21 protein-coding genes and 1 riboswitch are annotated in these 25,213 nt (G+C 73.5%); of the genes, 13 read left to right on the top strand and 8 right to left on the bottom strand.

Translation table 11 applies throughout. The features are described 5' to 3' along the window. Positions 1-3: 3 nt before the first annotated feature. The 5 genes from C5N14_RS09140 to C5N14_RS09120 all read right to left on the bottom strand — a co-directional run bounded on the left by C5N14_RS09140 (position 4) and on the right by C5N14_RS09120 (position 5,762). Positions 4-984 (bottom strand): ABC transporter permease, encoded by a 981-nt coding sequence (locus C5N14_RS09140; RefSeq protein WP_117667458.1) that lies wholly within the window; start codon positions 982-984, stop codon positions 4-6. Further along, on the bottom strand, positions 981-2,075 hold the full coding sequence (locus C5N14_RS09135; RefSeq protein WP_117667456.1) for an ABC transporter ATP-binding protein: 1,095 nt from the start codon (positions 2,073-2,075) through the stop codon (positions 981-983). Before C5N14_RS09135 ends, C5N14_RS09140 begins: the two co-directional genes overlap by 4 nt. An 88-nt stretch (positions 2,076-2,163) precedes the next feature. Further along, entirely contained in the window at positions 2,164-3,846 is a 1,683-nt protein-coding gene (locus C5N14_RS09130; protein ID WP_117667454.1) for an ABC transporter substrate-binding protein, read from the bottom strand. 140 nt (positions 3,847-3,986) lie between these two features. Further along, positions 3,987-4,988 carry a LacI family DNA-binding transcriptional regulator gene (locus tag C5N14_RS09125; RefSeq protein WP_117667761.1) on the bottom strand — a complete coding sequence of 334 codons (1,002 nt, stop codon included), beginning with the start codon at positions 4,986-4,988 and terminating at the stop codon, positions 3,987-3,989. Between the two features lie 288 nt (positions 4,989-5,276). Further along, on the bottom strand, positions 5,277-5,762 hold the full coding sequence (locus C5N14_RS09120) for a hypothetical protein (protein ID WP_207892664.1): 486 nt from the start codon (positions 5,760-5,762) through the stop codon (positions 5,277-5,279). Positions 5,763-6,255: 493 nt separating this feature from the next. Between C5N14_RS09120 and C5N14_RS09115 the strand changes: the two genes are divergently transcribed. Further along, positions 6,256-7,539, top strand: a complete 1,284-nt coding sequence (locus C5N14_RS09115) for a molybdopterin-dependent oxidoreductase (protein WP_243639379.1) — start codon at positions 6,256-6,258, stop codon at positions 7,537-7,539. Beyond that, positions 7,532-8,017 (top strand): hypothetical protein, encoded by a 486-nt coding sequence (locus C5N14_RS09110; protein WP_117667448.1) that lies wholly within the window; start codon positions 7,532-7,534, stop codon positions 8,015-8,017. Before C5N14_RS09115 ends, C5N14_RS09110 begins: the two co-directional genes overlap by 8 nt. Positions 8,018-8,037: 20 nt before the next feature. Here C5N14_RS09110 and C5N14_RS09105 read toward each other — a convergent pair whose 3' ends face one another. Both C5N14_RS09105 and C5N14_RS09100 read right to left on the bottom strand, forming a co-directional pair. Further along, positions 8,038-8,721: an ABC transporter ATP-binding protein gene (locus C5N14_RS09105; RefSeq protein ID WP_117667446.1), complete on the bottom strand. Its 684-nt coding sequence runs from the start codon at positions 8,719-8,721 to the stop codon at positions 8,038-8,040. Then, complete coding sequence (locus C5N14_RS09100) at positions 8,718-9,806, bottom strand: ABC transporter permease (RefSeq protein ID WP_117667443.1); 1,089 nt, start codon at positions 9,804-9,806, stop codon at positions 8,718-8,720. Before C5N14_RS09100 ends, C5N14_RS09105 begins: the two co-directional genes overlap by 4 nt. Before the next feature lie 171 nt (positions 9,807-9,977). Here C5N14_RS09100 and C5N14_RS09095 point away from each other — a divergent pair, with 171 nt between their 5' ends. The 10 genes from C5N14_RS09095 to C5N14_RS33945 all read left to right on the top strand — a co-directional run bounded on the left by C5N14_RS09095 (position 9,978) and on the right by C5N14_RS33945 (position 20,453). After that, on the top strand, positions 9,978-11,186 hold the full coding sequence (locus C5N14_RS09095; RefSeq protein ID WP_117667441.1) for a sensor histidine kinase: 1,209 nt from the start codon (positions 9,978-9,980) through the stop codon (positions 11,184-11,186). Then, positions 11,179-11,820, top strand: coding sequence for a response regulator transcription factor (locus tag C5N14_RS09090; protein ID WP_117667439.1), 642 nt, complete (start codon positions 11,179-11,181; stop codon positions 11,818-11,820). The genes C5N14_RS09095 and C5N14_RS09090 overlap by 8 nt, the downstream gene beginning before the upstream one ends. 248 nt (positions 11,821-12,068) lie before the next feature. Further along, positions 12,069-12,776, top strand: a complete 708-nt coding sequence (locus C5N14_RS09085; protein ID WP_243639347.1) for a GntR family transcriptional regulator — start codon at positions 12,069-12,071, stop codon at positions 12,774-12,776. Positions 12,777-12,933: 157 nt separating this feature from the next. Next, complete coding sequence (locus tag C5N14_RS09080) at positions 12,934-13,827, top strand: dihydrodipicolinate synthase family protein (protein ID WP_117667437.1); 894 nt, start codon at positions 12,934-12,936, stop codon at positions 13,825-13,827. Next, positions 13,827-14,828: a proline racemase family protein gene (locus C5N14_RS09075; RefSeq protein ID WP_117667435.1), complete on the top strand. Its 1,002-nt coding sequence runs from the start codon at positions 13,827-13,829 to the stop codon at positions 14,826-14,828. The genes C5N14_RS09080 and C5N14_RS09075 overlap by 1 nt, the downstream gene beginning before the upstream one ends. Further along, positions 14,825-16,219 (top strand): aldehyde dehydrogenase, encoded by a 1,395-nt coding sequence (locus tag C5N14_RS09070; RefSeq protein ID WP_243639346.1) that lies wholly within the window; start codon positions 14,825-14,827, stop codon positions 16,217-16,219. Before C5N14_RS09075 ends, C5N14_RS09070 begins: the two co-directional genes overlap by 4 nt. A gap of 53 nt (positions 16,220-16,272) precedes the next feature. Next, positions 16,273-17,685, top strand: coding sequence for an aminopeptidase P family protein (locus C5N14_RS09065; RefSeq protein ID WP_117667433.1), 1,413 nt, complete (start codon positions 16,273-16,275; stop codon positions 17,683-17,685). Beyond that, on the top strand, positions 17,682-18,830 hold the full coding sequence (locus tag C5N14_RS09060; RefSeq protein ID WP_117667431.1) for an FAD-binding oxidoreductase: 1,149 nt from the start codon (positions 17,682-17,684) through the stop codon (positions 18,828-18,830). Before C5N14_RS09065 ends, C5N14_RS09060 begins: the two co-directional genes overlap by 4 nt. Then, positions 18,817-19,071: a (2Fe-2S)-binding protein gene (locus C5N14_RS09055; RefSeq protein ID WP_117667429.1), complete on the top strand. Its 255-nt coding sequence runs from the start codon at positions 18,817-18,819 to the stop codon at positions 19,069-19,071. The genes C5N14_RS09060 and C5N14_RS09055 overlap by 14 nt, the downstream gene beginning before the upstream one ends. Next, positions 19,068-20,453 carry an FAD/NAD(P)-binding oxidoreductase gene (locus tag C5N14_RS33945; RefSeq protein ID WP_117667427.1) on the top strand — a complete coding sequence of 462 codons (1,386 nt, stop codon included), beginning with the start codon at positions 19,068-19,070 and terminating at the stop codon, positions 20,451-20,453. Before C5N14_RS09055 ends, C5N14_RS33945 begins: the two co-directional genes overlap by 4 nt. Positions 20,454-20,589: 136 nt before the next feature. Here the strand turns inward: C5N14_RS33945 and C5N14_RS09040 are convergent, their stop codons facing one another. Continuing rightward, on the bottom strand, positions 20,590-23,133 hold the full coding sequence (locus tag C5N14_RS09040; protein WP_371685816.1) for a collagenase: 2,544 nt from the start codon (positions 23,131-23,133) through the stop codon (positions 20,590-20,592). A gap of 434 nt (positions 23,134-23,567) precedes the next feature. Further along, a riboswitch (glycine riboswitch) is annotated at positions 23,568-23,660 on the top strand. A gap of 333 nt (positions 23,661-23,993) precedes the next feature. Between C5N14_RS09040 and C5N14_RS09030 the strand changes: the two genes are divergently transcribed. Further along, positions 23,994-25,202, top strand: coding sequence for an RNA-guided endonuclease TnpB family protein (locus C5N14_RS09030; protein WP_117667423.1), 1,209 nt, complete (start codon positions 23,994-23,996; stop codon positions 25,200-25,202). Positions 25,203-25,213: the final 11 nt, after the last annotated feature.

Genomic DNA, 25,213 nt, shown 5'->3' with positions numbered 1-25,213 from the left:
GGCTCAGCCCTCCTTGCGGGTACGCGGGTCGAGGAACAGGTACGCCACGTCGGCGAGCAGGTTGGCCACCAGCACGGAGAGCGTGATGACCAGGAAGATGCCCTGCATCAGCGGGTAGTCCTTGGCGCTGACGGCCCGGAAGAGCAGGAACCCGAGCCCGGGGTAGGAGAAGACGATCTCCACGAGCAGGGTGCCGCCGACGATCAGCCCGAGCGACAGGGCGAATCCGGCGACGTTGGGCAGCAGCGCGTTGCGTGCCGCGTAGCTCACCGCGACCCGCCGCTCGGGCAGGCCCTTGGCGTGCGCCACCGTGATGTAGTCCTCGGCGGCGACGGTGACCATCATGTTGCGCATGCTGAGGATCCAGCCGCTCATCGAGGAGATCAGGATGGTGGCGGCGGGCAGCAGGCTGTGCTGCACCGCGCTGCCCAGGAAGATGGTGTCCAGGGCGGGGACCAGGCCCGGCTCGTAGCCGCCGGAGGACGGGAAGAAGCTGCCCGGGCCGGCCAGCACCGCGATGGCCACCAGGCCCAACCAGAAGTACGGCACCGAGGACAGGAACGTGGTGACCGGCAGCAGCCCGTCCACCCAGGAGCCGCGCCGCCAGCCGGCCAGCACCCCGAGGCCGGTGCCGAGGAGGAAGCTGACCGCGGTGGTGACGCCGACCAGGGCGAGGGTCCAGGGCAGCGCGTCGCCGATGACCTCCGACACCGGCGACGGGAACGCCGTGAACGACAGCCCCAGGTCGCCGTGCGCGAGTTGCCGCCAGTAGTCGACGTACTGGTCCCACAGGCTGTCGTCGGAGTCGAGGCCGAACAGCACGTACAGCGAGTGGAGGGCGTCGGTGCTGAGCTGCCCCTGGAAGCGGGAGATCAGCGACTTCACCGGATCGCCGGGGATCATCCGGGGGATGAAGAAGTTGATGGTCAGCGCCGCCCAGGCGGTGAACACGTAGAAGGCGAGACGCCGCAGCAGGAAGGTCACCGGCCGGCCTCCCCGCCCACCGGGGCAGCCGCCGCGCCGGCCCCGGTGACGTCGGGGTGGTAGAGCCAGCAGGCCGTCCAGTGCCCGTCGTGGTCGCCGACGGTCAGCCTCGGGGGCAGTTCCTCGGCGCAGCGCGGCATGGCCACCGGGCAGCGCGGGTGGAACCGGCAGCCGGCGGGCGGCCGGATCAGGCTGGGCGGCTCGCCGTCGCCGCGCTCGGCCACGTCCGTTCCGCCGTCGCCGGTGATCCGGTCCGGGTCGGGCGCCGAGCCGATCAGCAGCCGGGTGTACGGGTGCGCCGGGCGCTGGGTGACCGTCTCGCTGTCCCCGCCCTCGACCAGGCGGCCGGCGTACATCACCAGCGTCTCGTCGGCGAAGTAGCGGGCCGAGGCGATGTCGTGGGTGATGTAGAGGATCGCCAGGTCGAACCGCTCCTTGAGCTCGCGCAGCAGGTTGAGCACGCCGAGCCGGATCGACACGTCGAGCATGGACACCGGCTCGTCGGCGAGCAGCACCTCCGGGTCGGCGCCGAGCGCGCGGGCGATGGCTATCCGCTGCCGCTGCCCGCCGGACAACTCGTGCGGGAAGGCGTCCAGGTAGCGCTCGGCCGGGGTGAGCCGGACCCGTTCGAGCAGCCGCCGCAGCGCCGCGTCGAGGTCGGCGTCGGTGCGGCCGGCGTTGCCGTGCACGCGCAGTGCCCGGGTCAGGTGGTAGCGCACGGTGTGCACCGGGTTCAGCGACGCGAACGGGTCCTGGAAGATCAGCTGGACCCGCCGGGCGTACGCCCGGAACGGCCGCCCGCCGCGCACGGTGACCGGCTCGCCGTGCAGCGCGATGGTGCCCGCCGTACGCGGATAGAGCTGCGCGAGCAGCCGGGCGACGGTCGACTTGCCGGAGCCCGACTCGCCGACCAGGGCGGTGACCCGGCCACGGTGCAGGGTCAGCCGCACGTCGTCGACCGCGTGCACGGCCGTTCGGGTACGGGAGAACAGGCCGCGCAGCCGCCTGCGGACGGGGAAGTGCTTGGTCAGGCCGATCGCCTCCAGCACCTCCGCGCCGGCGGCCGGGGCCGACGGGGTGGGCGTCGTCATGCCGGGTTCCTGTCTGCTCAGGGGTGGTCGCGGCGTGGCCGCCGGTGGTCCGGGCGGGGGTGGACCGCCCGGACCACCGGCGCCCGGCTCAGGATCCGGCGGGCCGCAGGTGCTGCACGACGTCCGCCGCGTTGGGCTGGGTCGGCTGCCCCGCGCCGTAGGCGTTGGCGTCGTCCGGCCAGCCGGTCCAGTTCTTCGTGCTGTACGCGGCCCCGACGTTGTCCGCGCCGACCGGGATCATCGGGGCCTGCTCGACGAAGACCTTCTGGAGCGTGGCCAGGGCCGCGGTGCGGGCGGCGTCGTCGGTGGCGTTGGCGTACGCCGCGAGCGCGGCGGTGGCCTGCGGGTTGTCGAAGCGGCCGAAGTTGCCGGCGGGGGAGGCCTTGCCGACCGGCTTGAGCAGCCGGCCGTCCATCACCGTCTGGTAGATGTCGTACGGGGTCGCGCCGCCGTTGGTCCACCGGAAGGTCGCGTCGAACCGGCCCTCCTCGACGTTGCGGAACCAGGCGTCCTGGTTGGCCTTGTCCACCGTGGCGGTGATGCCGATGGTGGACAGGTTGTCCTTCACGATCTCCAGGCTCGTCTGGTAGTCCGACCAGCCGGATGGGTCGGTCAGGGTGAGGGTGACCGGCTTGCCGCTCGGGTCGACCAGCTTGTCGCCGGCGTACCGGAAGCCCGCCTCGGTGAGCACCTTCTTTGCGCCGTCGACGTCGACCCGCTGCTGCTGGCCCTTGAACTCCGGGGCGACGTAGGCGTCGCCGGCCGGGCTCGGCAGCCCGGTCACGCTGGTCACCACCGGGTGGAAGTACCCGGCCGAGGCCTGCTGGAAGATGTCCTCCCGGTTGACCACCATGTTCATCGCCCGGCGCAGGGCGGGGTTGTCGAACGGCTTGCGGGCGGTGTTGATGTACAGGCCGTGGATGCCGAGCACCGCCGGCGCCCACACCTTGTGGTTGGCCGGGTCCTTGCCGACGAACACCGTCTTGACGTTGGGGATGAAGACGAAGCTCCACTCCGACTCGCCGTTGGCCAGCGCGGTGGTCTGCGCGTTGTTGTCGGTGAACGAGGTGTAGCGCAGCTCCTTGACCTTAGGCAGCTCCTGCCAGTAGCCGCTGGTGCGCACGGCCAGGGTGGTGGTCTGCGGGGTGAACGACGTGAGGGTGTAGGCGCCGCTGCCCACCGGGTTCTTGTTGACGTTGGTGCCCGGGTCCTTGATCGCCGACCAGATGTGCTGCGGCACGATCGGCACCTGGGCGATGATCTTTTGCTGGTTGACGAACTGCGGCGAGGCGAAGCCGAGGGTCACCTGGTTGCCGGCGGTGGTGACCGAGGTGTACGGGGTGGCCGCGATGTTGAGCGCCTCGTTGGCCTTGAGCAGGTTGTAGGTGAACGCCACGTCGGCGGCGGTGACCGGCTTTCCGTCGGACCAGGTGGCGTTGTCCCGGACGGTGACGGTGACCGAGCGGTAGTCCGCCGTCCACTCGGCCTTCGTGGCCAGCCACGGCTTGAACGGCTCGGCGGGCTTGACCGGGTTCCACATCATCAGCGGCTCGTAGATCTGCCACCGGTAGCCCAGCGACGCCGCCGACGAGGTGGTCAGGAACGGGTTGTGGTTCTCCGTCTGCGGGCCGTTCGGCATGCCGACGTTGAGCACGGTCGCGCCGCTGCCGCCCTTGTCCCGGGCCCGGGTGTTCGCGGTCTCGCTGCACGCGGTGCCGGTGGCGGCGATCGCGCCGGCCAGCGCGACGGCGACGAACTGGCGTCTTCTCATGATGGTCTCCCTCGGTGCTCCCGGCGGGGAAGCGGGGTCGGTGGTGGGGACGGGTGTGCGCTGTCGCGCCCGGTCGGTTCGAAGCCCCGACAGGTGGCGTGGAGGGTGTTTTCTCTGGGGTTGCGGGTGGTGCGGCCGGCTCAGGTCCCGGTGGTCGAGCCGCGGACGGTGAACGTCGTGGGTATGACGGTCGGTGCGTCGGGCAGCGGGGTGCCGTCGAAGTGGGCGATGAGGGCGTGGGCGGCGGCCTCGCCCATCTGGCGCAACGGCTGGTGCACGGAGGTCAGTGGCGGGTGGGTGTGCGCCGCCAGGGGCAGGTCGTCGAAGCCGACGACCGCCACGTCCTCGGGAACGTGGCGGCCGGCGGCGCGCAGCGCCTGGAGTGCCCCGGCGGCGGACAGGTCGTTGTGGGCGAAGACGGCGTCGAAGGGCGTCCCGGCCGCCAGCAGCCGCTGCGCCGCCGCCCGCCCGCAGTCGAGGGTGAAGTCGCCCTCGACCACCAGTCGCGGGTCCAGCGGCAGGCCGGCCTGGGCGTAGCCCTCGGCGAAGCCGGCCAGTCGCTCGCTGGTGCAGCCGAACCGGTGCAGGCCGGTGACGACCAGGGGGCGGTGCCGGCCGAGGGCGAGCAGGTGCTCGGCCGCGGCCCGGGCGCCGGCCCGGTTCGTGGTCCGGACGGAGGGGAACTGCGGCTGGTGCCCCCGGTCGTCGATCAGGATCACCGGCAGCCCTCGGTCGTGCAGCGCGGTGATGTAGTCCAGGGTGCCCTCCGGCTCGACCACCAGCAGGCCGTCGAAGGACTTCGCGGAGACCTGGGAGGCGAACCGCCGCATCGACTCGTCCCCCCGGTTGCAGGTGAACAGCAGCAGGCCGTAGCCCTCGCTCTCCACCACGTCGACGGCACCCTGGAGCACCTCGCCCATCCACGGCCAGGTGAGCGAGGGGACCAGCATGCCGACCACCCGGGCCCGGCCCCGGGCCAGGCCGACGGCGCGGGCGCTGGGCACGTAGCCCATCTCCTTGATCACGGCGCGGACCCGGGCCGCCGTGGCCTGGCCGAGTTCGCCCTTGCCGTTGAGGACCCGGGAGACGGTCGTCTTGCTCACCCCCGCCCGGGTCGCGACGTCGGCGATGGTGATCGGCACGTGACGCTCCCGGGTCGCAGGGATTGAGGGAGTGTTGCGGAACCGGTTGCGGAAGCGGTTCCGGTCGAAGTCAACCGGAGTGACGCGGGCCACGTCAATAACGGCCAGGTAACGAAACATGGCTAATTTCAAGTGATTAAAGAAGCGTTCGGTCGATGTCCGCCCGCCCCTTCCGATCGGATGTCCCCGCTGTCGCCGGCGCCCGTCCCGGCCTACTTCCCGGGGCGGGCGCCCTGCGCTCGGGCCCCCGCCGCCGTCAAATGAGGTGGCGGACGCCGGGCACTGTCGTCACCCCTGGTCGCCGCCGGCTGCGTCGCCGGGACCGAGCTGCCCCTGTTCCCCGTGCTCCGGGGCCGCCAGCACCAGCCTGGCCAGCACCGCGTCGGCGACTGCCTCTGCCCGCTCCCGCTCCAGGCCCTGCCGCACGCCCACCTCGATCACCTGTTGGTGCACACTGGCGAGCTGCGCCTGGGTCAGCGCGGGGACGACCGCGGCCGGGGACCGGCGGCGGAACAGCCTGCGCCAGAGGGCACGCACGCCGGTGCCCGCCCGGTCCGCCACGGAGCCCGCCGCCTGCTGTGCGACCTGGTCCAGCACCAGCCACACCACCGCGGTCACCAGCGGCACGATCTCGCCCAGACCGAACCCCAGCGGCTCACGCCGCCGGGACCGCCGGCCCAGCCGCCGCACCACCACGGCGTCGTCGAAGGTCGCCAACCCCGCCACGACCGGCAACTCGGACGGGGCGACCTCCGTGACGACGTCGCGAACCACGTCCCGAACCCTGACGCCCGCCGTGTCGTCCCCTACGCGGTCGTCGCGTTCCAGCCACACCATGCTTCTATACTGGTCGATCCGGGCAATGGGAACCGCGACGGGTTCCCGACACACCACCGTCCACCACGCGCGCGGCGGGCCCCGCCCGGACGGCCGTGCGGCACCGCGGGGTCGCCACGGAGATCGAGTTGGCCGGCGCGACTGCCACCGCGTCCACCGCGCGCCTCGTCCGTTAAGCCCTCCGTGCGGCAACGCTCGCCGACAGGTGTCCGACACTGCCCCCGTCCGGATCCGGGGCGGGCGGACCGCCGGCCGGCCCGGTAGCGGGCTGCCGACGGTGCCGGCCGCAGCAGTGCGGAACGGAGGAACGGCCATAGCTGGCAGCAATCCGGCCTCGCTCCCGGACGATGGCGCGGGCGGGCCGCCCGGCAGCGACCCGCCGGGTACGTCGCCCGGGACGGGCGGCACTCCGTCGGCGTTCCCGCGTCGGCTGTGGCGCGTCCTGGACCGGCACCCGCCACCCGGGATCGCCGGGCTCGACCGTCGGTGGCGCAGCCCGCTGCGCGGCCCCTGGCTGACGTCGGTGTACGGGCTGGCGCTGCTGGTCAGCCTGCCCCTGGTGATCGTCACCGGCCTGCTCGACTACGCCGCCTACGGCCCCCAGTTCGGTCAGGCCCTGCCCAGCGACGTCGGCTGGCTCCGGCTGCCGCCCTTCGACTGGCCGACCCGGCCCGCCTGGTTGTTCCGACTCACCCAGGGGCTGCACGTGACGCTCGGCATCGTCCTGGTGCCGGTCGTGCTGGCCAAGCTGTGGTCGGTGACCCCGAAACTGTTCGACTGGCCGCCGGCGCGCTCCCTGGCTCAGGTGCTCGAACGGCTGTCCCTGCTGCTGCTGGTCGGCGGAATCCTGTTCCAGATCGCCACCGGGCTGCTCAACATCCAGTACGCGTACCTGTTCGGCTTCGACTTCTACACCGCGCACTACTTCGGGGCGTGGGTGTTCACCGCCGCGTTCGTCGTCCACGTCGTGCTGAAGCTGCCCCGGCTGGTGTCCGCGCTGCGTTCCCGGTCCCCCCGGGGCGAGCTGCGGGCCGCCCGCGCCGCGACCCGGGCCGAGCCGGCCGACCCCGACGGCCTGGTCGCCGCCCGCCCCGGGCCCGCTACGGAGACCCGGCGGGGTGCGCTGGCCCTGGTCGGCGGGTTGTCCCTGCTGCTGGGCGCGTTGACGGTGGGCCAGAGCCTGGATCCGCTGCGCCGCACCGCGCTGCTGCTGCCCCGCGGCCGAGCGCCGGGCGGCGGACCGAACGGCTTTCCCGTGAACCGGGCTGCGGCGGCAGCGGGCGTCGGCGAAGCCGACACCGGCCGGCAGTGGCGGCTGGCGTTACGCGGCGGCCAACGCACCGCCACCCTGGACCGGGACCAACTGCTCAGCCTTCCGCAGCACACCGCGGAGCTGCCCATCGCCTGCGTCGAGGGCTGGTCGACCCGGCAGACCTGGACCGGCGTGCGGCTGCGCGACCTCGCCGCCCTCGCGGGCGTGCCCGCCCCCGTCTCGGCGACGGTCCGTTCCCTGGAGCGGGCCGGCCTGTTCAACCAGGCCGTGCTGGCGTCCCACCAGATCCTGGATCCCGACGCGCTGCTGGCCCTGCGGGTGAACGGCGCGGACCTCTCCCTCGACCACGGCTACCCGGCCCGGGTCATCGTGCCCGCCCTGCCCGGCGTGCACTGCACCAAGTGGGTGAACTCCATCGAGTTCCGGGCCCGGAATGCGTGAGTCGACCGGCGGGTTCCGGGCCTGGTACGGCACCGGGCTGCGGCATCTGGTCCTCATGGTGGCCTGCTTCGCGGTGACCGGATGGATCGTGCTGCGGCTCGTCGGGGAACCCCGAGCCGAGCGGATGCTGCTCTGGTTCGTCGGCGCGGCCGTCGTCCACGACCTGCTCCTCTTCCCGGTCTACGCCACGGCCGACGCGGCCCTGCGCCGGCTGCTGGGCGTCGACGCGCACCCCGGATCGGGGGCGCGGGTGTCGGCGCTGAACCACATCCGACTTCCCGCCCTCGCCGGGGGGCTGTTGTTCCTGGTGTATCTGCCCGGCATTCTCGGGCAGGGCGGATCCACGTACCTCGCCGCCACCGGCCAGCATCGGCAGCCTTATCTCAGCCGTTGGCTCGCCATCACCGCCGCCCTGTTCCTGGTCAGCGCCGTCTGGTACGCCATCCGGATCAGCAGGCGCCCGTGCCGGTCGCCCTAGACCGCATCCCGCCGGGGTGCTCAGCGGGCCGGGACGGGTAGCCGCAGGCGGCCGTCGTCCACCTGGGCGACCTGTTCCACGGCGGCGAGGTGGGTGCGGTCGTGGGTGACCAGGACGGTGGCGGTGGCCTGCTGGTGGGTGAGGCGGGTGATCAGCTCGATGACGGCCGCGCCGCGTTCGTGGTCGAGCGCGCTGGTGGGTTCGTCGACCAGCAGGACGGTGGGGTCGTTCATCAGGGCGCGGGCGATGTTGACGCGCTGGCGCTGACCGCCGGAGAGCTGGTGGGGGCGCCGGTCGGCCTGGGCGGCCAGGCCGACGGCGTCGAGCAGTGCCATGGCGCGACCGCGCGCCCTGCCGGGGGAACGGCCGGCGAGGTGGGCGATGACCTGGAGTTGCTCGGCGGCGGTGAGGGAGGGCAGCAGGTTGGGCTGCTGGAAGACGATGCCGATCTTGTGGCGGCGCAGGTCGGTGAGTTCGCCGCGGGTCATGCCGGTGGTGGTGGTGCCGTCGACGGTGACGGTGCCGGAGTCGGGGGTGATCAGGGTGGCGGCGACGGCGAGCAGGCTGGACTTCCCGGAGCCGGAGGGGCCGATGACGGCGGTCAGCGTGCCCTTGGGGACGTCCAGGCTGACGTGGTCGAGGGCCGTCAGGCGGCCGTCCCCGTCCGGGTAGGTGAGCGTGATGTCGGTCAGAGCGAGGCTCATCGGGCACTCCCCAGGGCGGTCAGCGGGTCGACGGAGGTGATCCGGCGGATGGACAGGGCGGCCCCGAGCGCGCCGAGGAGGATCATCACGGCGGCGGGGACGAGGACGGTGGCGGGGGTGAGCAGGAACGGTACGGCGGTGCCGGCGAGGAGGGCACCCAGCGCGACGGCGACGACCGTGCCGACGAGCGTGCCGCCGACGAGCAGGACGACGGCCTGGCCGAGCGCGTCGCGTAGCAGGTTGGCGGTGGAGGCGCCCAGGGCCTTGAGGACGGCGACGTCGGCGCTGCGCTGGATCGTCCACACGGTGAAGAAGGCTCCGATGACCAGGGCGGAGATGGCGAACAGGAAGCCCCGCATCAGTTGCAGGGAGCCGTTCTCGGAGGTGTAGGAGCCGATCGCGGACAGCGAGTCGTCCGTGGCGACCGTCCTGGTGCCCGTGGCCTCGTCGGTGGCCGGGACGTCGACGCCGGAGGTGGTGGCCAGGGCGATGACGGTGGCGCTGGGGCCGTGGCCGGCGCCGGTGGTGGGCGTGATCTCCTGCCAGGCGTCGAGGCTGATCCAGATCACCGGGGTGTGGCTGAAGGAGGCGTCACCGCTCACGGCCGCGACGGTCAGCGGGTGGCCGGCGACGGTGAGGACGTCGCCGGGCCCGAGCCCGAGTTCGTCGGCGGCGTCGCGGGACAGCACCGCCGAGTCGCCGTCGATCCGGTCGCTGTCCGGGGCCAGCGGGGCCCCGGGGCGGACGCCGAAGGCGGACACGCCGATGCTGCTGTCCCCGGCGGTGGCCTTGGTCGTGGTGATCCCGAGCGGCTCGGCGCTCGTGACGCCGGGGGCTCTGGCCCACTGCTGCCACTGCTCCTCGGTGACCGTGGAGTTGGCGTAGGACAGGTCCTGCCCGCCGTTCGGCGCCCCGAAGGCGATCCTGTCCACGGGCAGGCCGGTGATCGCGGAGACGTTCTGCCGGCCCAGCCCGGCGGTCAGCCCGGACAGCAGCCCGACCAGCAGGGTGATCAGCACGATGACGGCCCCGACGAGGGCGAACCGCCCCTTGGCGAACCTGAGGTCCCTCCAGCCGACAAACATGTCATTACCTGCGCTTTCATGCGGTGGAAGCGGTACTGGTCCACCGTCGCAGCCGGCCCCCGGTCGGGACATCTGGCGCAGGGGGCCAGTTCCCGGATCGGAAGGTGGTGGCCGGGCTCTAACTTTTGATCGACGCGCGGGCGGGTCGGCGTCTCCTAGGCTGGAGGGACCGTGAACACGACCGCTCCCGCGCCGACCCCCACCACCCGCACGCTCGAGTGGTGTCTGCACCTGCTGATCGTCGGCCTGCTCGTCCTGGCCGCGGCCCGGTCCGTGGCCGACGGGGCGCCGCGGTCCACAGCCGTCGTCGCGACGGCCGCCGCGACGACGGTGGTGTACGCGGCCGGCCGGCTGCTGCCGCGCGTGCGCGCCGACCGCCGCGCCGCAGCGGTGTGGCTGGCCGCCGTCGGCGCGGTGTGGCTGGTACTGCTGGCCCTGTCTCCCGACGGGGTCTGGGTCGCCTTCCCGCTGTACTTCCTCCAGCTCCACCTGCTGCCGCGCCGCGCCGGCCTGGTCGCGGTCATCGCCACCACCGCGGCGGCCGTCGCGGCCTTTGCCGCCCACACCGGCGCGTTCACCCTGGCCACGGCGGTCGGCCCGGCGCTGGGGGCGGCCGTGGCCGTGGCGGTGGTCTGGGGGTACCAGGCCCTGTACCGGGAGAGCGAGCAGCGCCGCAAGCTGATCGAGGAGCTGACCACCACCCGCGCCGATCTGGCCGAGGCCCAGCACACCGCCGGCGTGCTGGCCGAACGTGAACGGCTGGCCCGCGAGATCCACGACACCCTCGCCCAGGGGCTGTCCAGCATCCAGCTACTGCTGCGCGCCGCCGAACGCGCCCTGCCCGGCCGACCCGACACCGCCGCCCGCCACGTGGACCAGGCCCGTCAGGCAGCCGTGGACAACCTCGCCGAGGCCCGCCGTTTCGTCGCGGCGCTCACCCCGCCGACCCTGGAGGGCGCCACCCTGGCCGGCGCCCTGGAACGCCTGTGCGCCACCACCTCCACCCGCCACCAGCTCACCGCCCGCTTCCACCTCACCGGCGATCCCGTGCCCCTGCCCACCGCGCACGAGGTCGCCCTGCTGCGCATCGCCCAGTCCGCCCTGTCCAACACCGTCCGGCACGCCCACGCTGCCCACGCCGAGGTCACCCTCAGCTATCTCGGCGACCGCGTCGCCGTCGACGTCGTCGACGACGGAGTGGGCTTCGCCCACGACCGGCCACCCGCCGCCGGCCCGCCCCACGGCGGGTTCGGTCTGGCCGCCATGCGCGCCCGCGTGCGCGCCCTGGGTGGCTCCCTCACCATCGAGTCCGCGGCCGGCCACGGCACCGCCCTGGCCGCCCAGCTCCCGCTCACCGCCGCCGGGACCGCCGGTGACTGAGACCGAGGCGCTCATCCGGCTGCTCCTGGCCGACGACCACCCGGTGGTGCGGGCCGGGCTGCGGGCCGTGCTGGAGACCGAGCCCGGCTTGACCATCGTGGCCGAGGCGGCCACTGCCGAGGCCGCCGTCACCCGCGCCGCCGAGGGCGACATCGACGTCGTCCTGATGGACCTGCAGTTCGGCAAGGGGATGAACGGGGCCGAGGCCACCGCCGTGATCACCGCCCGGCCCGGGGCCCCCCGGGTCCTGATCGTCACCACCTACGGCACGGACGCCGACGTCGTGCCCGCCATCGAGGCCGGCGCCACCGGCTATCTCCTCAAGGACGCCCCGCCCGAGGACCTGGCCGCCGCCGTGCGCACCGCCGCCGCCGGCCGCAGCACCCTGGCGCCCACCGTCGCCGACCGGCTCATGAACCGGCTGCGCGCCCCCAGGGCTGCCCTGACCAGGCGCGAGACCGAGGTTCTCGCCCTGGTCGCCGAGGGACTGTCCAACCAGGCCGTCGGCCGGCGGCTGCACCTCACCGAGGGCACCGTCAAGTCCCACCTCGCCCATGTCTACGCCAAACTCGGCGTCGACTCCCGTACCGCGGCCGTCGCCGCGGCGACCGATCTCGGCCTCATCCGCCGCTGAGCCGGTGGGGCCCGAGCCCCTGACCGTGCTCCCTGCCGGTCTCGGGGCGGTGGGCCGCGGGCCTGGCCCGGTGGGGGCCGGCCGGTAGGCTTCATCCTTCAGCGCGCGTACTGTCGGCGGGTGGGCACGCGCCGGTGGGCCGGTCGCCGGTCGTCGCCCGGCCGGTCCGGTCGGTCCCGGGAGACCCGGCGGTGACGCCGGGCGCGGTGGGTCGTGACGCGGGCGGACGAGCCGGGGTGGGAGTGGTCGTGACAGTGGACTGGCAGGCAGCCGGTGCCGGTGCCGGCGGGTCGGGGCTGGCGCTGGTGGCCCTGCAGGGCCGGCTGAGCCTGCGCGAGGAGGTGGCCCAGGCGCTCCGCGCCGCGATCGTGGCCGGCCAGATCCGGCCGGGCATCATCTACTCGGCGCCGACCCTGGCGACCCAGTTCGGCGTCTCCCCGACGCCGGTGCGGGAGGCGATCCTCGATCTGGCCAAGGAGGGCCTGATCACGATCGTCAAGAACAAGGGCTTCCGGATCAAGTCCCTCTCCGACCGGGAGCTCGACGAGATCACCGAGATCCGCGAGCTGCTGGAGATCCCGGTGGTGGCCGACCAGGTGGGCCGGCTCGGCGAGGAGCAACTCCGGGAACTGCGGACCCTGGCGGAGGCCGTGGTGACCGCCGCGAGCCGGAGCGACATCGTCGCATACATCGAGGCGGACAGCGCGTTCCACCTGACCCTGCTGCGCGCCGGTGGCAACCTGCGGCTGGTGGAGACCGTGGCCGACCTGCGTAACCGCACCCGGCTGTACGGGCTGGACGGGCTGGTCAAGAACGGCCAGTTGGTCGGCTCGGCGGACGAGCACGTCCAGCTCGTGGATCTGCTGGAGGCGAAGGACCGGCCGGCGGTCGTCGAGCTGATGCGCCGGCACCTGCAACACGTACGGGGGATCTGGGCCGCCCGGCCCGAGCAGTAGCGGCGCGGCGGCCCTCCGCGCCGCCCTCGTCCCGACCGCCGCCACCCACCCCGCGAACCGGGGCGCGGGTGCCTGCGCCTGGCGGGAGACATTCATGGCTATTGGTCGGTCTGGTCGACCGTGATACGGTGCCATGTAACATACTACTGGAGGTTCGGTGGAACAGATTCCGTGGCGGGGCGTCCTGGTGGCGACCGCACTGCCGTTCCGGCTCTCCGACCTGGGCGTCGACCACGAGGCCTACGCCGCGCACGTGCGGTGGCTCGCCGACAACGGCTGCCAGGGCGTCGTGCCGAACGGCTCGCTCGGCGAGTATCAGGCGCTCACCGCAGCCGAACGCGCGGAGGTGGTACGCACCGCGGTCGCGGCGGCCCCGCCCGGCTTCTCGGTGGTTCCCGGCGTGTCGGCCTACGGCGCGGACGAGGCACGGCGCTGGGCCGACCAGGCCGCCGAGGCGGGCTGCCCGGCCGTCATGCTGCTGCCCCCCACCGCCTACCGGGCGGACGACGCCGCCGTGGTGGCGCACTACCGCGAGGTGGCCAAGGCGGGCCTGCCGGTGGTGGCCTACAACAACCCGCTGGACACCCGGGTCGACCTCGGCCCCGTCCTGCTGCGCCGGCTGTACGACGAGGGCCTGATCGTCGCGGTCAAGGAGTTCAGCGGCGACGTGCGGCGGGCGTACGAGCTGGCCGAGCTCGCCCCCGGCCTCGACCTGCTGGCCGGCGCCGACGACGTGTCCCTCGAACTCCTGCTCGGCGGGGCGGTCGGCTGGATCGGCGGCTACCAGAACGTCGTCCCGGCCAGTTGTGTCCGCCTCTACCGGGCCGCCGTCGCCGGTGACCTGGCGACCGCACTGCCGCTGTACCGCACGCTGCACCCGTTGCTGCGCTGGGACTCCCGGCCCGACTTCGTCCAGGCGATCAAGCTCGCCATGGACGTGGCCGGCCGCCCGGGAGGGCCCGTCCGTCAGCCCCGCCAGCCGCTGTCGCCGACGGTCGCGACGGTCGTCCGGGAGACCACCGAACGGCTGCTCGCGGCGGGTCACCGCTGATGCGCAGCAGCCGGGTGATCCACGTGGTCGACTCGCACACGGAGGGGATGCCCACCCGGGTGGTGACCGGCGGCGTCCCGGTGATCCCCGGCTCCACCATGGCCCAGCGCCGGGAACACGTGATCGCGCACCTCGACCACCTGCGGACCTTCCTGATGTACGAACCCCGGGGCCACTCGGCGATGTCGGGCGCGATCCTGCAACCCCCGACCCGGCCGGACGCCGACGTCGGCGTGGTCTACATCGAGGTGTCCGGCTGCCTGCCGATGTGCGGCCACGGCACCATCGGGGTGGCGACCGTGCTGGTCGAGACCGGAATGGTCGAGGTCACCGAGCCGGTCACCACGGTACGGCTGGACACCCCGTCCGGGCTGGTGGTGGCGTCGGTGGCCGTGACCGGCGGTCGCGCCACCGCGGTGACCATCCGCAACGTGCCGTCCTTCGTGATGGCGCTGGACGCCTCGGTGCAGGTGCCCGGCCTGGGTCGGGTCCGCTACGACCTGGCCTACGGTGGCAACTTCTACGCCATCGTGGACCTCGCCGAGGTGGGACTGCGGCTGGACCGGGGCGACCGGCAGCGGCTGCTCGACGCGGGCCTGGCCATCATGGCGGCGATCAACGCCGCCGACCGGCCGGTGCACCCCGAGCAGCCGGAGATCTCCGGCTGCCACCACGTGTACCTGGCCGGGGAGGGATCCGACGCGCAGCACTCCCGGCACGCCATGGTGATCCATCCGGGCTGGTTCGACCGGTCGCCCTGCGGCACCGGCACCTCGGCCCGGATGGCGCAGTTGCACGCCCGGGGGCAACTCCCGCTGGAGCGGGACTTCACCAACGAGTCGCTGCTCGGCACCCGGTTCGTCGGCCGGCTGGTCGACACCACCACGGTCGCGGGCGCTGCGGCGGTGGTGCCGACGGTGACCGGCCGGGCCTGGCTGACCGGCACGGCACAGTTCTTCCTCGACCCCGACGATCCCTTCCCGGCAGGATTCCAGCTGTGAGCGAACTGATCCGTAGCTGCTCCCCGCAGCGCCCCACCGAGCTGGTCGCCGAGCGGGCGGCGGTCGCCCCGGACCAGGTCCGGGCGCTGGCCGCGCGGGCCCGGACCGCGCAGGCCGGCTGGTGCCGGGAGCCGGCGGCCGGCCGCGTCGCCGCCCTGCGCGCCGCCGCCGACCGGCTGCGGGAGCGGGCCGACGTGCTCGCCGACCTGATCGTCCGCGAGGTGGGCAAGCCGATCGGCGAGGCCCGCGCCGAGGTGGCCCGGGGCGCGGCGATCCTGGACTACTACGCGCAGGCGTGCCTCGCCGCCACCGGCGAGCTGCTGCCACCGTCCATGCCGGCGGACCAGCCCGGCCTGCTCTACACCGAACGCCGGCCGCGTGGCGTCGCCGGGCTGCTCACCCCGTGGAACTTCCCCCTGGCCATCCCGCTGTGGAAGGCCGCCCCGGCCCTCGCCACCGGCAACGCGGTGCTGCTCAAGCCCTCCCCGGACGCGGTGGCCTGCGGCGAGGCCGTGCAGCGGCTGTTCGACGGGCTGCTGCCGGACGGGCTGCTGGAGGTCGTGCCGGGTGGGCCGGCGACCGGGCGCGCGGTCGTCGAGGCGAGCGACGTCGTCTCGTTCACCGGCTCCGCCTCGGTCGGCGCGCAGGTCGCGGTCGCCGCCGCCCGTGCCGGCCGGCCGGTGCAGGCGGAGATGGGCGGCCAGAACGCCGCCGTGGTGCTGCCCGACGCCGACCCCGGCCCGACCGCCGCGCTGCTGGCCGGCGCCGCCATGGGGTACGCCGGGCAGAAGTGCACCGCGACCCGGCGGATCGTGGTGGTGGGTGATCCCGCGGAGTTCACCGAGGCGCTGGTGGCGGCGGTCGAGGCAGTCCGGGTCGGTGATCCCGCCGACCCGGCGGTCGCCGCCGGTCCGGTGATCAGCGCCGCCGCCCGGACCCGGATGCGCGACGCCGTCACGGCGGCGCGGGAGGCCGGGGCGCGGGTGCTCACCGGGGGCGGACCCGGGACCGGGGACGGCTTCTTCGTCACACCGGTGCTGCTGGACCGCGTCGACCCGACCCACCCGGTGGCCCAGGAGGAGACCTTCGGCCCGCTGGCGACCGTGCTGTCCGCGCCGGACCTGGCCCGCGCCGTCGAGCTGGCCAACGGCGTGCGCTACGGCCTGGTCACCTCGGTGCACGGCCGGGACGTCGGGGCGCTGCTGCACGCCGTACGTGGCCTCGACACCGGCCTGGTCCGGGTCAACGCGCCGACCACCGGGGTGGACTTCCACGCGCCGTTCGGCGGCGAGAAGGCGTCCAGCTACGGCCCGCGCGAGCAGGGCACCGCCGCCCTGGACTTCTACACCGCCACCCGCACCGTCACCTTCGCCGCACCGCCGCAGCCCTGACCGGGCCACCGGCCCCGGCCGACCGCCCCACCCCGTCCCGTGAAGGAGCCGCTGTGACCCGTACCGACCTGCGTACCGGCAGCCACGACCTGCCGGTCAGCTCCGCGCTCGAGGAGTTCATGCTGACCGGCTGGGCGGACACCGAGCACCGTGACCTGCCGGTCGACGAGGTGGCCGACTGGGCCGCCGCGCGCCGCGCCCGGCTGCACCGGATGTTCCCCGGTGAGCGGCTGCTGGTGCCGGCCGGTGGCTACCAGCGGCGCGCCAACGACCAGAACCACCGGTTCCGGCCGCACTCGGCCTACGCCTGGCTGACCGGTGACCAGTCCTCCGACGGGGTGCTGGTAATCGATCCGGACGGGGAGGTGACGCTCTTCCTGCGTCCCCGCTCCGGCCGCACCGACGGCGAGTTCTTCCGGGACCGGGTCTACGGCGAGCTGTGGGCCGGTCGGCGCCCGACGCTGGGGGAGAGCAGCCGGCGGCTGGGGCTGCCGACCCGGCACGTCGCCGAGCTGGCCGGGGCGCTGGCCGTGGCCGCGCCGACCCGGGTGCTGCGCGGCGTCGACGGGCACGTCGACACCCTGCTGCCAGGCCGCGCCGGGGGCGTCGACGCGGAGTTCGCCTCCGTGCTGGCCGAACTCCGCCTGGTCAAGGACGACTGGGAGATCGCCCAGTTGGAGGAGGCGGTGGCGATCACGACCCGGGGCTTCGAGGACGTGGTCCGGGCGCTGCCGACGGCGATGCGCACCTCCGAGCGCCACCTGGAGGGGGTGTTCTGGCAGCGGGCCCGGCTGGAGGGCAACGACGTCGGCTACCACTCGATCGTGGCGGCGGGCGCGCACGCGGCGACCCTGCACTGGACCGACAACGACGGGCCGGTCCGCGACGGGGACCTGCTGCTGCTCGACGCCGGGGTGGAGACGCGGTCGCTCTACACCGCCGACATCACCCGGGTGCTGCCGGTCTCCGGCCGGTTCAGCCCCCTGCAACGGGACCTGTACGAGCTGTGCCGGCGGGCGAACGACGCCGCGCTGGACTGCCTGCGGCCGGGTGCGGAGTTCCGGGCGTTCCACCGGGCGGCGATGACGGTGCTGGCGCACGGGCTGGCGGACCTCGGGGTGCTGCCCTGCCCGCCGGAGCAGGCGCTGGCGGAGGAGTCCGGCCTGTACCGGCGGTGGACCCTGTGCGGGTCGGGCCACATGCTCGGTCTGGACGTGCACGACTGCGCCGCCGCCCGGGCCGACGCCTACCTGGACGGTCGGCTCGCGGCCGGGCAGGTGCTCACCGTGGAACCGGGGCTGTACTTCCAGCCGGACGACGAGCTGATCCCGGGCGAACTGCGCGGACTGGGCTTCCGCATCGAGGAGGACATCCTGGTCACCGACGACGGCTACCGGGTGCTCTCCGACGGCCTCCCCCGTCGGGCCGACGACATCGAGGCGTGGATGCACCGGATCGGGTCATGAGCGCCACCGGCGCGGACGTCGTCGTCATCGGGGCGGGAATGGTCGGCGCGGCCTGCGCCTACTACGCGGCAAGGGCCGGGCTGGCGGTGACCGTGGTCGACCGGGCCGGGGTGGCCGGCGGCACCACCGGCGCGGGTGAGGGCAACATCCTGCTCTCGGACAAGCCGCCCGGGCCGGAGCTGGCGCTGGCCCGGCACTCCGGGCGGCTCTGGCACGAGCTGGGCGACGCCCTGGGCGGCGAGCGGATCGAGCTGGAACGCAAGGGCGGGCTGGTGGTGGCCGCCTCGGCGGCGGAACACGCCGCGCTGCGGGCGTTCGCCGCCGGCCAGCGCGCCGCCGGGGTGGAGGTGGTGCCGGTGCCCGCCGAGGCGCTGCCCGAGCACGAACCGCACCTGGCCCGGGACCTCGCCGGCGGCGCGTACTACCCGCAGGACATGCAGGTCCAGCCGATGCTGGCCGCCGCCCACCTGCTGCGCGCGGCCGGGGTGCCGGTGCTGACCGGGACCACGGTGACCGGCCTGCGGCGCGACGCGGCCGGCGCGATCCGGGGCGTGGTCACCGACCGGGGAGCGCTGCCCACCCCGGCGGTGGTCAACGCCGCCGGGGTGTGGGCGGCCGGGATCGCCGGCCTGGCCGGGGTGGGGCTGCCGGTCCTGCCCCGGCGCGGGTTCGTCCTGGTCACCGAGGCGCTGCCGCCGCTGATCCGGCACAAGGTGTACGCGGCCGGCTACGTCGCCGGCGTCGGGCGCAGCTCCGAGGGACTGGAGGTGTCCCCGGTGGTGGAGGGAACCCGGGCGGGCACCCTCCTGATCGGCTCCACCCGGGAGCGGGTGGGCTTCGACCGGACCGTCCCGCTGTCGGCCCTGCGCCAGCTCGCGGCCGGGGCGGTGCGTCTGTTCCCGGTCCTCGCCTCGGTGTCGGTGATCCGCGCGTACCGGGGGTTCCGGCCGTACAGCCCCGACCACCTGCCGATGATCGGGGCCGACCCCCGGGTGCCGGGCCTGTTCCACGCCTGTGGCCACGAGGGCGCCGGGATCGGTCTCGCCCCGGCGACGGGGCACGCCGTCGCGGCCCTGCTGACCGGGCGTGCCCCGCAGGTCGACCTCCGACCGTTCGCCCCGGAGCGCCACGATGTTCACATTTGACGGCCGGCCGGTGCCCACCGACGGGGAGCGGAGCATCGCCGCCGCGCTGCTGGCCGCGGGCGTCCGCTCCTGGCGGCGCAGCCGGGTCGACGGCCGCCCCCGGGGCATCTTCTGCGGCATCGGGGTCTGCTTCGACTGCCTGGTGCGGGTCAACGGGGTGCCGGCGCAGCGGGCCTGCCTGGTGGTGGCCCGCCCGGGCGACGTGGTCGACAGCCAGGACGAGGGCGAGGAGCGGGAATGACCGGGTACGACGTGGTGGTGGTCGGCGCCGGCCCGGCCGGGCTGGCCGCGGCGGCCGGCGCGGCGCGGGCCGGCTGCCGGGTGGTGGTGCTGGACGCCGCGGCCCGGCCCGGCGGGCAGTTCTGGCGGCACCGGTCCGGGGCCGACGGCCGCGAGCACCACGACTGGGAGGCGTTCACCCGGCTGCGCGACCAGCTCGGCCGGGCCGCCTACCGGGCCGACGCCGCCGTCTGGTTCGTCGAGGCCGGCACCACCGCCGGGGCGCCGGGCTTCACCGTGCACACCCGCGCCGGGACGGTGCACGGGCGGCGGCTGGTCGTCGCCACCGGCGCTTACGACCGGGTGGTGCCCTTCCCGGGCTGGGACCTGCCCGGGGTGGTCACGGCCGGCGGCGCCCAGGCCCTGCTCAAGGGGCAGGGAGTGGGCTTCGCGCGGCGGGTCGTGGTGGCCGGCACCGGCCCGTTCCTGCTGCCCGTCGCGACGGGCCTGGCCGCCGCCGGCAGCGTCGTGGTCGGCGTCTGCGAGGCGAACGACCCGCTCGGGTACGCCCGCCAGCTCCGTCCGGTCGCCGGCGCGGCGAGCAAGCTCGCCGAGGCGGGGCGGTACGGCTGGCGGATGCTGCGGCACCGGGTGCCCTACCGGCGCCGGACCGTGGTGCTGGCCGCGCACGGCGCCGAGCAGCTCACCGGGGTCACGGTCGCCTCGGTCGACGCCGGCGGCGCGGTGCTGGCCGGCACCGAGACCGAGCTGGAGTGCGACGGGCTCGCGGTGGGCTTCGGCTTCACCCCGCAGGTGGAGCTGGGCCTCGCCCTGGGCTGCGCGACCCAACTCGACGGCGACGGGAGCCTGGTGTTGGCCGTCGACGCGGCGCAGGCGACCTCGGTGCCCGGGGTGTACGCCGCCGGTGAGGTGACCGGGGTGGGCGGGGCCGGGCTCGCGCTGGTCGAGGGAGAGCTGGCCGGCGCAGCCGCGGCGCTGTCGCTGGGCCGCCCGCTGCCCTGGTCGGGCCGGCGGCACGGCCGGCTGCTGCGGGCCCGGCGCCGGCTGCGCCGGTTCGCCTCGGCGCTGCACGCGGTGCACCCGGTGCCGGCCGGCTGGCCGGACCGGTGCGCCGACGACACGCTGGTCTGCCGCTGCGAGGACGTGCCGGTCGGGGCGGTACGGCAGGCGGTGCGGGAGTTGTCCGCCGCCGACGCGCGGGGCGCGAAGCTGCTGACCCGGGTCGGCATGGGCTGGTGCCAGGGGCGGATCTGCGGGTACGCCACCGCCTGCCTGACCGCGCGGGCGGCCGGCCGGGCCCTCACCGCGGCGGACCTGGCCGGGTTCGCCACCCGTCCGGTCGCGCAGCCGGTCACCCTCGGCCACCTCGCCACCGGCGACTGACCGCCGTGGCCGCCTCGGCGCGGGCGGAGGAGCCGCACGGCCGCACGGGCCGCGCCGCCCCCGCCGAGGCGGCGGCCCCGCCGGGGCGGGAGTCCACCGGCTCCGGAGAGGACGGCGCGGTGCTGCTGCGGCATGCTCAGTACTCCGAGGTCACCGTGACCCCGGTGAACGCCTGCCTGGCGTGCAGGCTCACGTAGTGGTAACCGGCCGCCGGGTTGCTGACCGTGATCGTCTCGCCGTTGCCGGTGTCGACCGACCGGCGGGTGTAGCTGGTCGTGGTGGCCCAGCCGGTGGAGCTGTAGTACAGGTCCGCGTCGCCGGTGCCCCCGGACGACGTGATCTTCAGGCTGGTGGTGCCGGCCGGGACGTAGAGGTAGAGGTGGTAGAGGTTGCCGGCGGTGGCCTGGAGGTTGCCGCGCTGGCAGTTCCTGCCCAGCGTCCGGATGTCGCTCCCGGTGCACTCCGGCAGCGGCGTGGCGCCGCCGGTGACGGTGACGTTGCGTGAGGTGGTGCCGGTCGCGCCCTTGTTGTCGGTGACCGTCAGCGTGACCGGGTAGGTGCCGGCGGCGCGGTACGTCTTGGTGGGATTGGCCGCCGTCGACGTGGTGCCGTCGCCGAAGGTCCAGGCCCGGGAGGCGATGCTGCCGTCGCCGTCCGTCGACTGGTCGGTGAAGGTGGCGGTCAGGCCGCTGGTGGCCGCCGTGAACGCGGCGACCGGGGCCTGGTTGGCGGGCGGGTTGGTGCCGCCGGCGCAGTCGCCGGCCGCGCAGGTGGCCAGCCAGGCGTACCAGTCGGTGTCGTAGCGGCTGCCGATGGTGCTGGTCAGCAGCGTCCGGGCGGCGGCCCAGTTGCCGGCGCGGTAGTGGCCGAGCAGCGTGGTCATGTCGGCGCGGTGCGACTGGAGCATGTACCGCACGGCCAGGTAGCCCCAGCGGTAGACCCGGGTGGTGTCGTGGTCGTAGGTGGTGTCGAAGAGGGTGCGCAGGGCGTACGTCTTCTTCCCGGCCTCGGTGACCGCGGCCTGGTAGGTCTGCTTCCGGTACGAGTACGACACGTACTCGGCGAAGCCCTCGATCCACCAGATCGTCGGGGTGGAGATGTTCGCGGTGAAGTCGCCGTACATGTCGAAGCGGCCGTCGAGGTAGTGGGTGTACTCGTGGTTGAGGTTCCAGATCTCGAAGGTGGGGCGCAGCCACTCCGCCTCGTAGGCGATGAAGCGTGGCTGGTTGCCGGTGGCGGCCGGGTCGCCCTCGAGGTACATGCCGCCGTTGTTGGTGTCGATGCCGAACATCGGCCCGCCGTACGTCTGGTAGTCGGTGCTGGAGTCGAAGACCACCACTTCGAGGGTGGTGTTGCGGTCGTTGGCCACCGGTCCGGGGTCCGCCACCACCGAGTGGAAGTACGCGTCCTGGTCGCGCATGCTCGCGCAGGCCCGGTCCAGCTCCGCGGAGGTCATCTGCTGGGCGCGCAGGCGGATGCTGGTGCCGCAGGTGTAGGTGATCGGCAGCACCGCGGCGGCCAGCCGTGCCTGGAGGTCGCACGTGCCGTAGTAGGCGCAGTTGGCCCGGTCGTAGTAGTCGGTCATCTCGGCGACGCCGACCCAGAGGGCGGCGGTGGGGCCGGTGATCGCGCTCAGGTCGAGCAGCCCCCGGGCCAGTGGCCGGGCCTTGGCCTGCAACGCGGTGTGCTGGAGGAAGCGGCCCAGTTCCCGCCCGGCGTTGGAGACCAGGTAGCCCTGGTCGGTGCCGAGCAGGGACCGGTGCCCGGAGGCGAAGGCGTACAGCGTGTCCAGCACGCTCGGGTCCGCCGTGACGGTGGTGACGAAGTCGGGCACCTGGTGGCCCCGGAACAGCACGAGGTAGCCGTTGTTGACCGCGTTCAACATCCACCAGGACGAGTTGTAGGAGCTGTCGTAGCTGTTCAGCAGCCGCTTCACCACGTACAGGTAGCGGGCGTTCTCCTCGGCGCTGTCGATGAGGGTGACCGCCTCGGCCAGCACCTCGCCGTTGGCGTCGCTGACGTCGCCGGAGCGGCTGTTGGCGAAGAAGGCGTCCAGGCCGGCGCGGATCGCGGTGCGCAGGCCGCTGCCGTACGTGCCGACCGTGGACGGGTAGTACCAGTGCACGTAGTAGCCGGCCCGCAGGTAGAGCACGAGCTGGGCGGTGCCGGTGCGGTTGGTGCCGTCGTAGGTGGCGGCGTCGTCCCGCAGGGCGTACGCGACGCTGGTCATCTGCGCCTCGCGGAACGCCTGGTAGGCGTCGTTCCCGGTCAGGTTGAACAGGGTGTTGACGCAGTCGGTGCTGGACGCCTTGATCTGCTGCACCAGGGCGCTTCCGGTACGGCTGGTGAAGTCGCTGGTCACGCAGGCGGCCATGGCGGCCCGGCCGCGCGTCGACGGGGCGGTGCCCCGCTGCCCGCCGTCGGGCTCGTCGTAGTCGCGGCGCAGCTCGTCGCGGACGGCGGGCAGCGGGGCGCGTTCGTCGAGCGGCAGCGGGTTCCGCTGAACGTGCCGGTCGCCGGTGCCGGCGTCGGCCGGAGCGGTGCCCTGGGCGGGCTTCGCCGCCGGTGCCGCGGCCGCGGCGGCGGGGGTAGCCAGCGGGCTCATGCCCAGCGCCAGCGCCAGTGCCAAGGGCACGGCAGCCAGTCGGGCACGTCGCTCTCGTAACAGTCTGATCGTCACGGGTCGCCTCCTTGGCGGGATGTCGGCCAAGCTCGGGGCCGGCCGGCGGGGAGTGGGGGTTGGGGTCGGCGGGGACCGGACATCGCCGGGCGCGGGGGAGTTTCTGCGGACCTCCGCGCAGGTCAGCGGGCGTTGGTAGGGCGGTTCCTCCGCTCCGGAGGGTGTCGTTCGCATTCGACGTTCGTCGATATGAATCGGCGTCGCGCCGGGCGTGGCCAGTACAATGGCACACATCACACACCATGTAAAGAATTGTTGATGATCGATCTTCGGGGCCGCTGGTGGGCCCCGCGTGGCCCGGACCTTCGACCGCACGGGCGGGCCAGGAGCCCGCCGTGGTCCGGGTAGGACAGTCGGCGCCGCATCGTTGACACGTGTTCGGCCGGTCGCCTAGGGTCGCGGGCAGCATCGCCCACAACTGCACAGACACCGTTCGAACCCGCGCGGGAGAGCCCCCGGCCATTCGTCGGGGCGCCGAAGGAGCAAACTCCCAAGAAACTCTCAGGCCCCGTTACCGCGCGGGCGAGGTGAACTCTGGAAAGCAGACGATCCGTCGTCTCACCCACGGTGCAAACCGCCGCCCGGCGGTGAAGCTCTCAGGTCCATGACAGAGCGGGAGGCAACCGACCGTACGACGCGACCGCGTCGGGACGAAGGAGTGCCTCCATGTATCAGAGTCCGACGACCCTGACCCGCCCACCCCTGCACGCCGTGCACGTCGAGCTGGGCGCCCGGTTCACCGGGTTCGCCGGTTGGTCCATGCCGCTGCGCTACCAAATGCGGGCTAGTGCGCAAAAACGCAGTGTCTGCCAGTACGAACGTCACCAGATTCAGCCATAGACCAATGGCAGACTGTAGCTGTGCAGCTTCGGTACAACTTCCGCGTGTACCCGACGCCTGCCCAGCAGGATTCGCTGGCTCGGGCGTTCGGGTGCGCGCGGGTGGTGTTCAACGACGGGCTGCGTCTGCGTCAGCAGGCACGGGAGGCGGGCGAGAAGTACGTCTCGGATGGGGAGCTGTCCCGCAGGCTGATCACCGAGGCCAGGGCGATGCCGGAGCGGGCGTGGCTGGCCGAAGTGTCCTCGGTGGTGTTGCAGCAGGCACTCGCGGACCTGAACACGGCGTACCGCAACTTTTTCGCCTCCCTGTCCGGGAAGCGGAAAGGCTGCAAGGCGGCACCGCCCCGGTTCCGGTCCCGCAAGGACAACCGGCAAGCTATCCGCTTCACGAAGAACGCCCGATTCAAGGTCCTCGACAATGGCTGCCTCAGGTTGCCGAAGGTCGGCGATCTGGAGGTCCGGTGGTCGCGGACACTTCCGTCCGAGCCGTCGAGTGTGACGATCATCCGGGATGCGGCCGGACGGTACTTCGCGTCGTTCGTCGTGACTACCAGGACGGACGAGACGTTGCCGCCGATCGCCTCGGAGGTGGGCATCGACCTGGGCCTAACCCACTTTGCGGTCATGTCCGACGGCACGAAGATCGCCGCACCGAAGTTCCTGCGCCGGGCCACCCGCAAGCTCAAACGGTTGCAGCAGGATCTGTCTCGGAAGGCCAAGGGATCGAACAACCGGAAGAAGGCCGTCGTGAGGGTCGCCCGTGCCCATGCGCGGGTGGCCGACACCCGGCGAGACTGGCAGCACAAACTGTCCACGACGTTGATCCGCGACAATCAAGCGGTGTACGTCGAGGACCTGTGCGTGACCGGCCTGGGCCGTACGAAGCTCGCGAAGTCCGTGCACGACGCCGGGTGGGCCAGCTTCACCGGCATGTTGGAGTACAAGGCCGCCCGGTACGGGCGCACGTTCGCCCGGGCGGACAGGTTCTTCCCGTCCACCCGCATGTGCTCCGACTGCGCTCGGATCAACGACAAGATGGCGTTGGACGTCCGAGCGTGGGACTGCCCCTGCGGCAGCCACCACGACCGGGACGTCAACGCCGCCCGCAACATCAGGGCCGCCGGACGGGCGGACCTCAACGACCGTGGAGCGCAGGTAAGACCGGGACTTGTCCCGGCACCGCGCAGGGAAGGGGTAACCCGCCGGGAGCTTGTCCCCTCGGGGGTGTAGCAGACCGGAAT

The sequence above is a fragment of the Micromonospora sp. MW-13 genome (assembly GCF_003434305.1).
Taxonomy (GTDB): domain Bacteria; phylum Actinomycetota; class Actinomycetes; order Mycobacteriales; family Micromonosporaceae; genus Micromonospora.
Note: the sequence above shows the minus strand (reverse complement) of the source record. Positions and strands in the feature narration are given on the sequence as shown.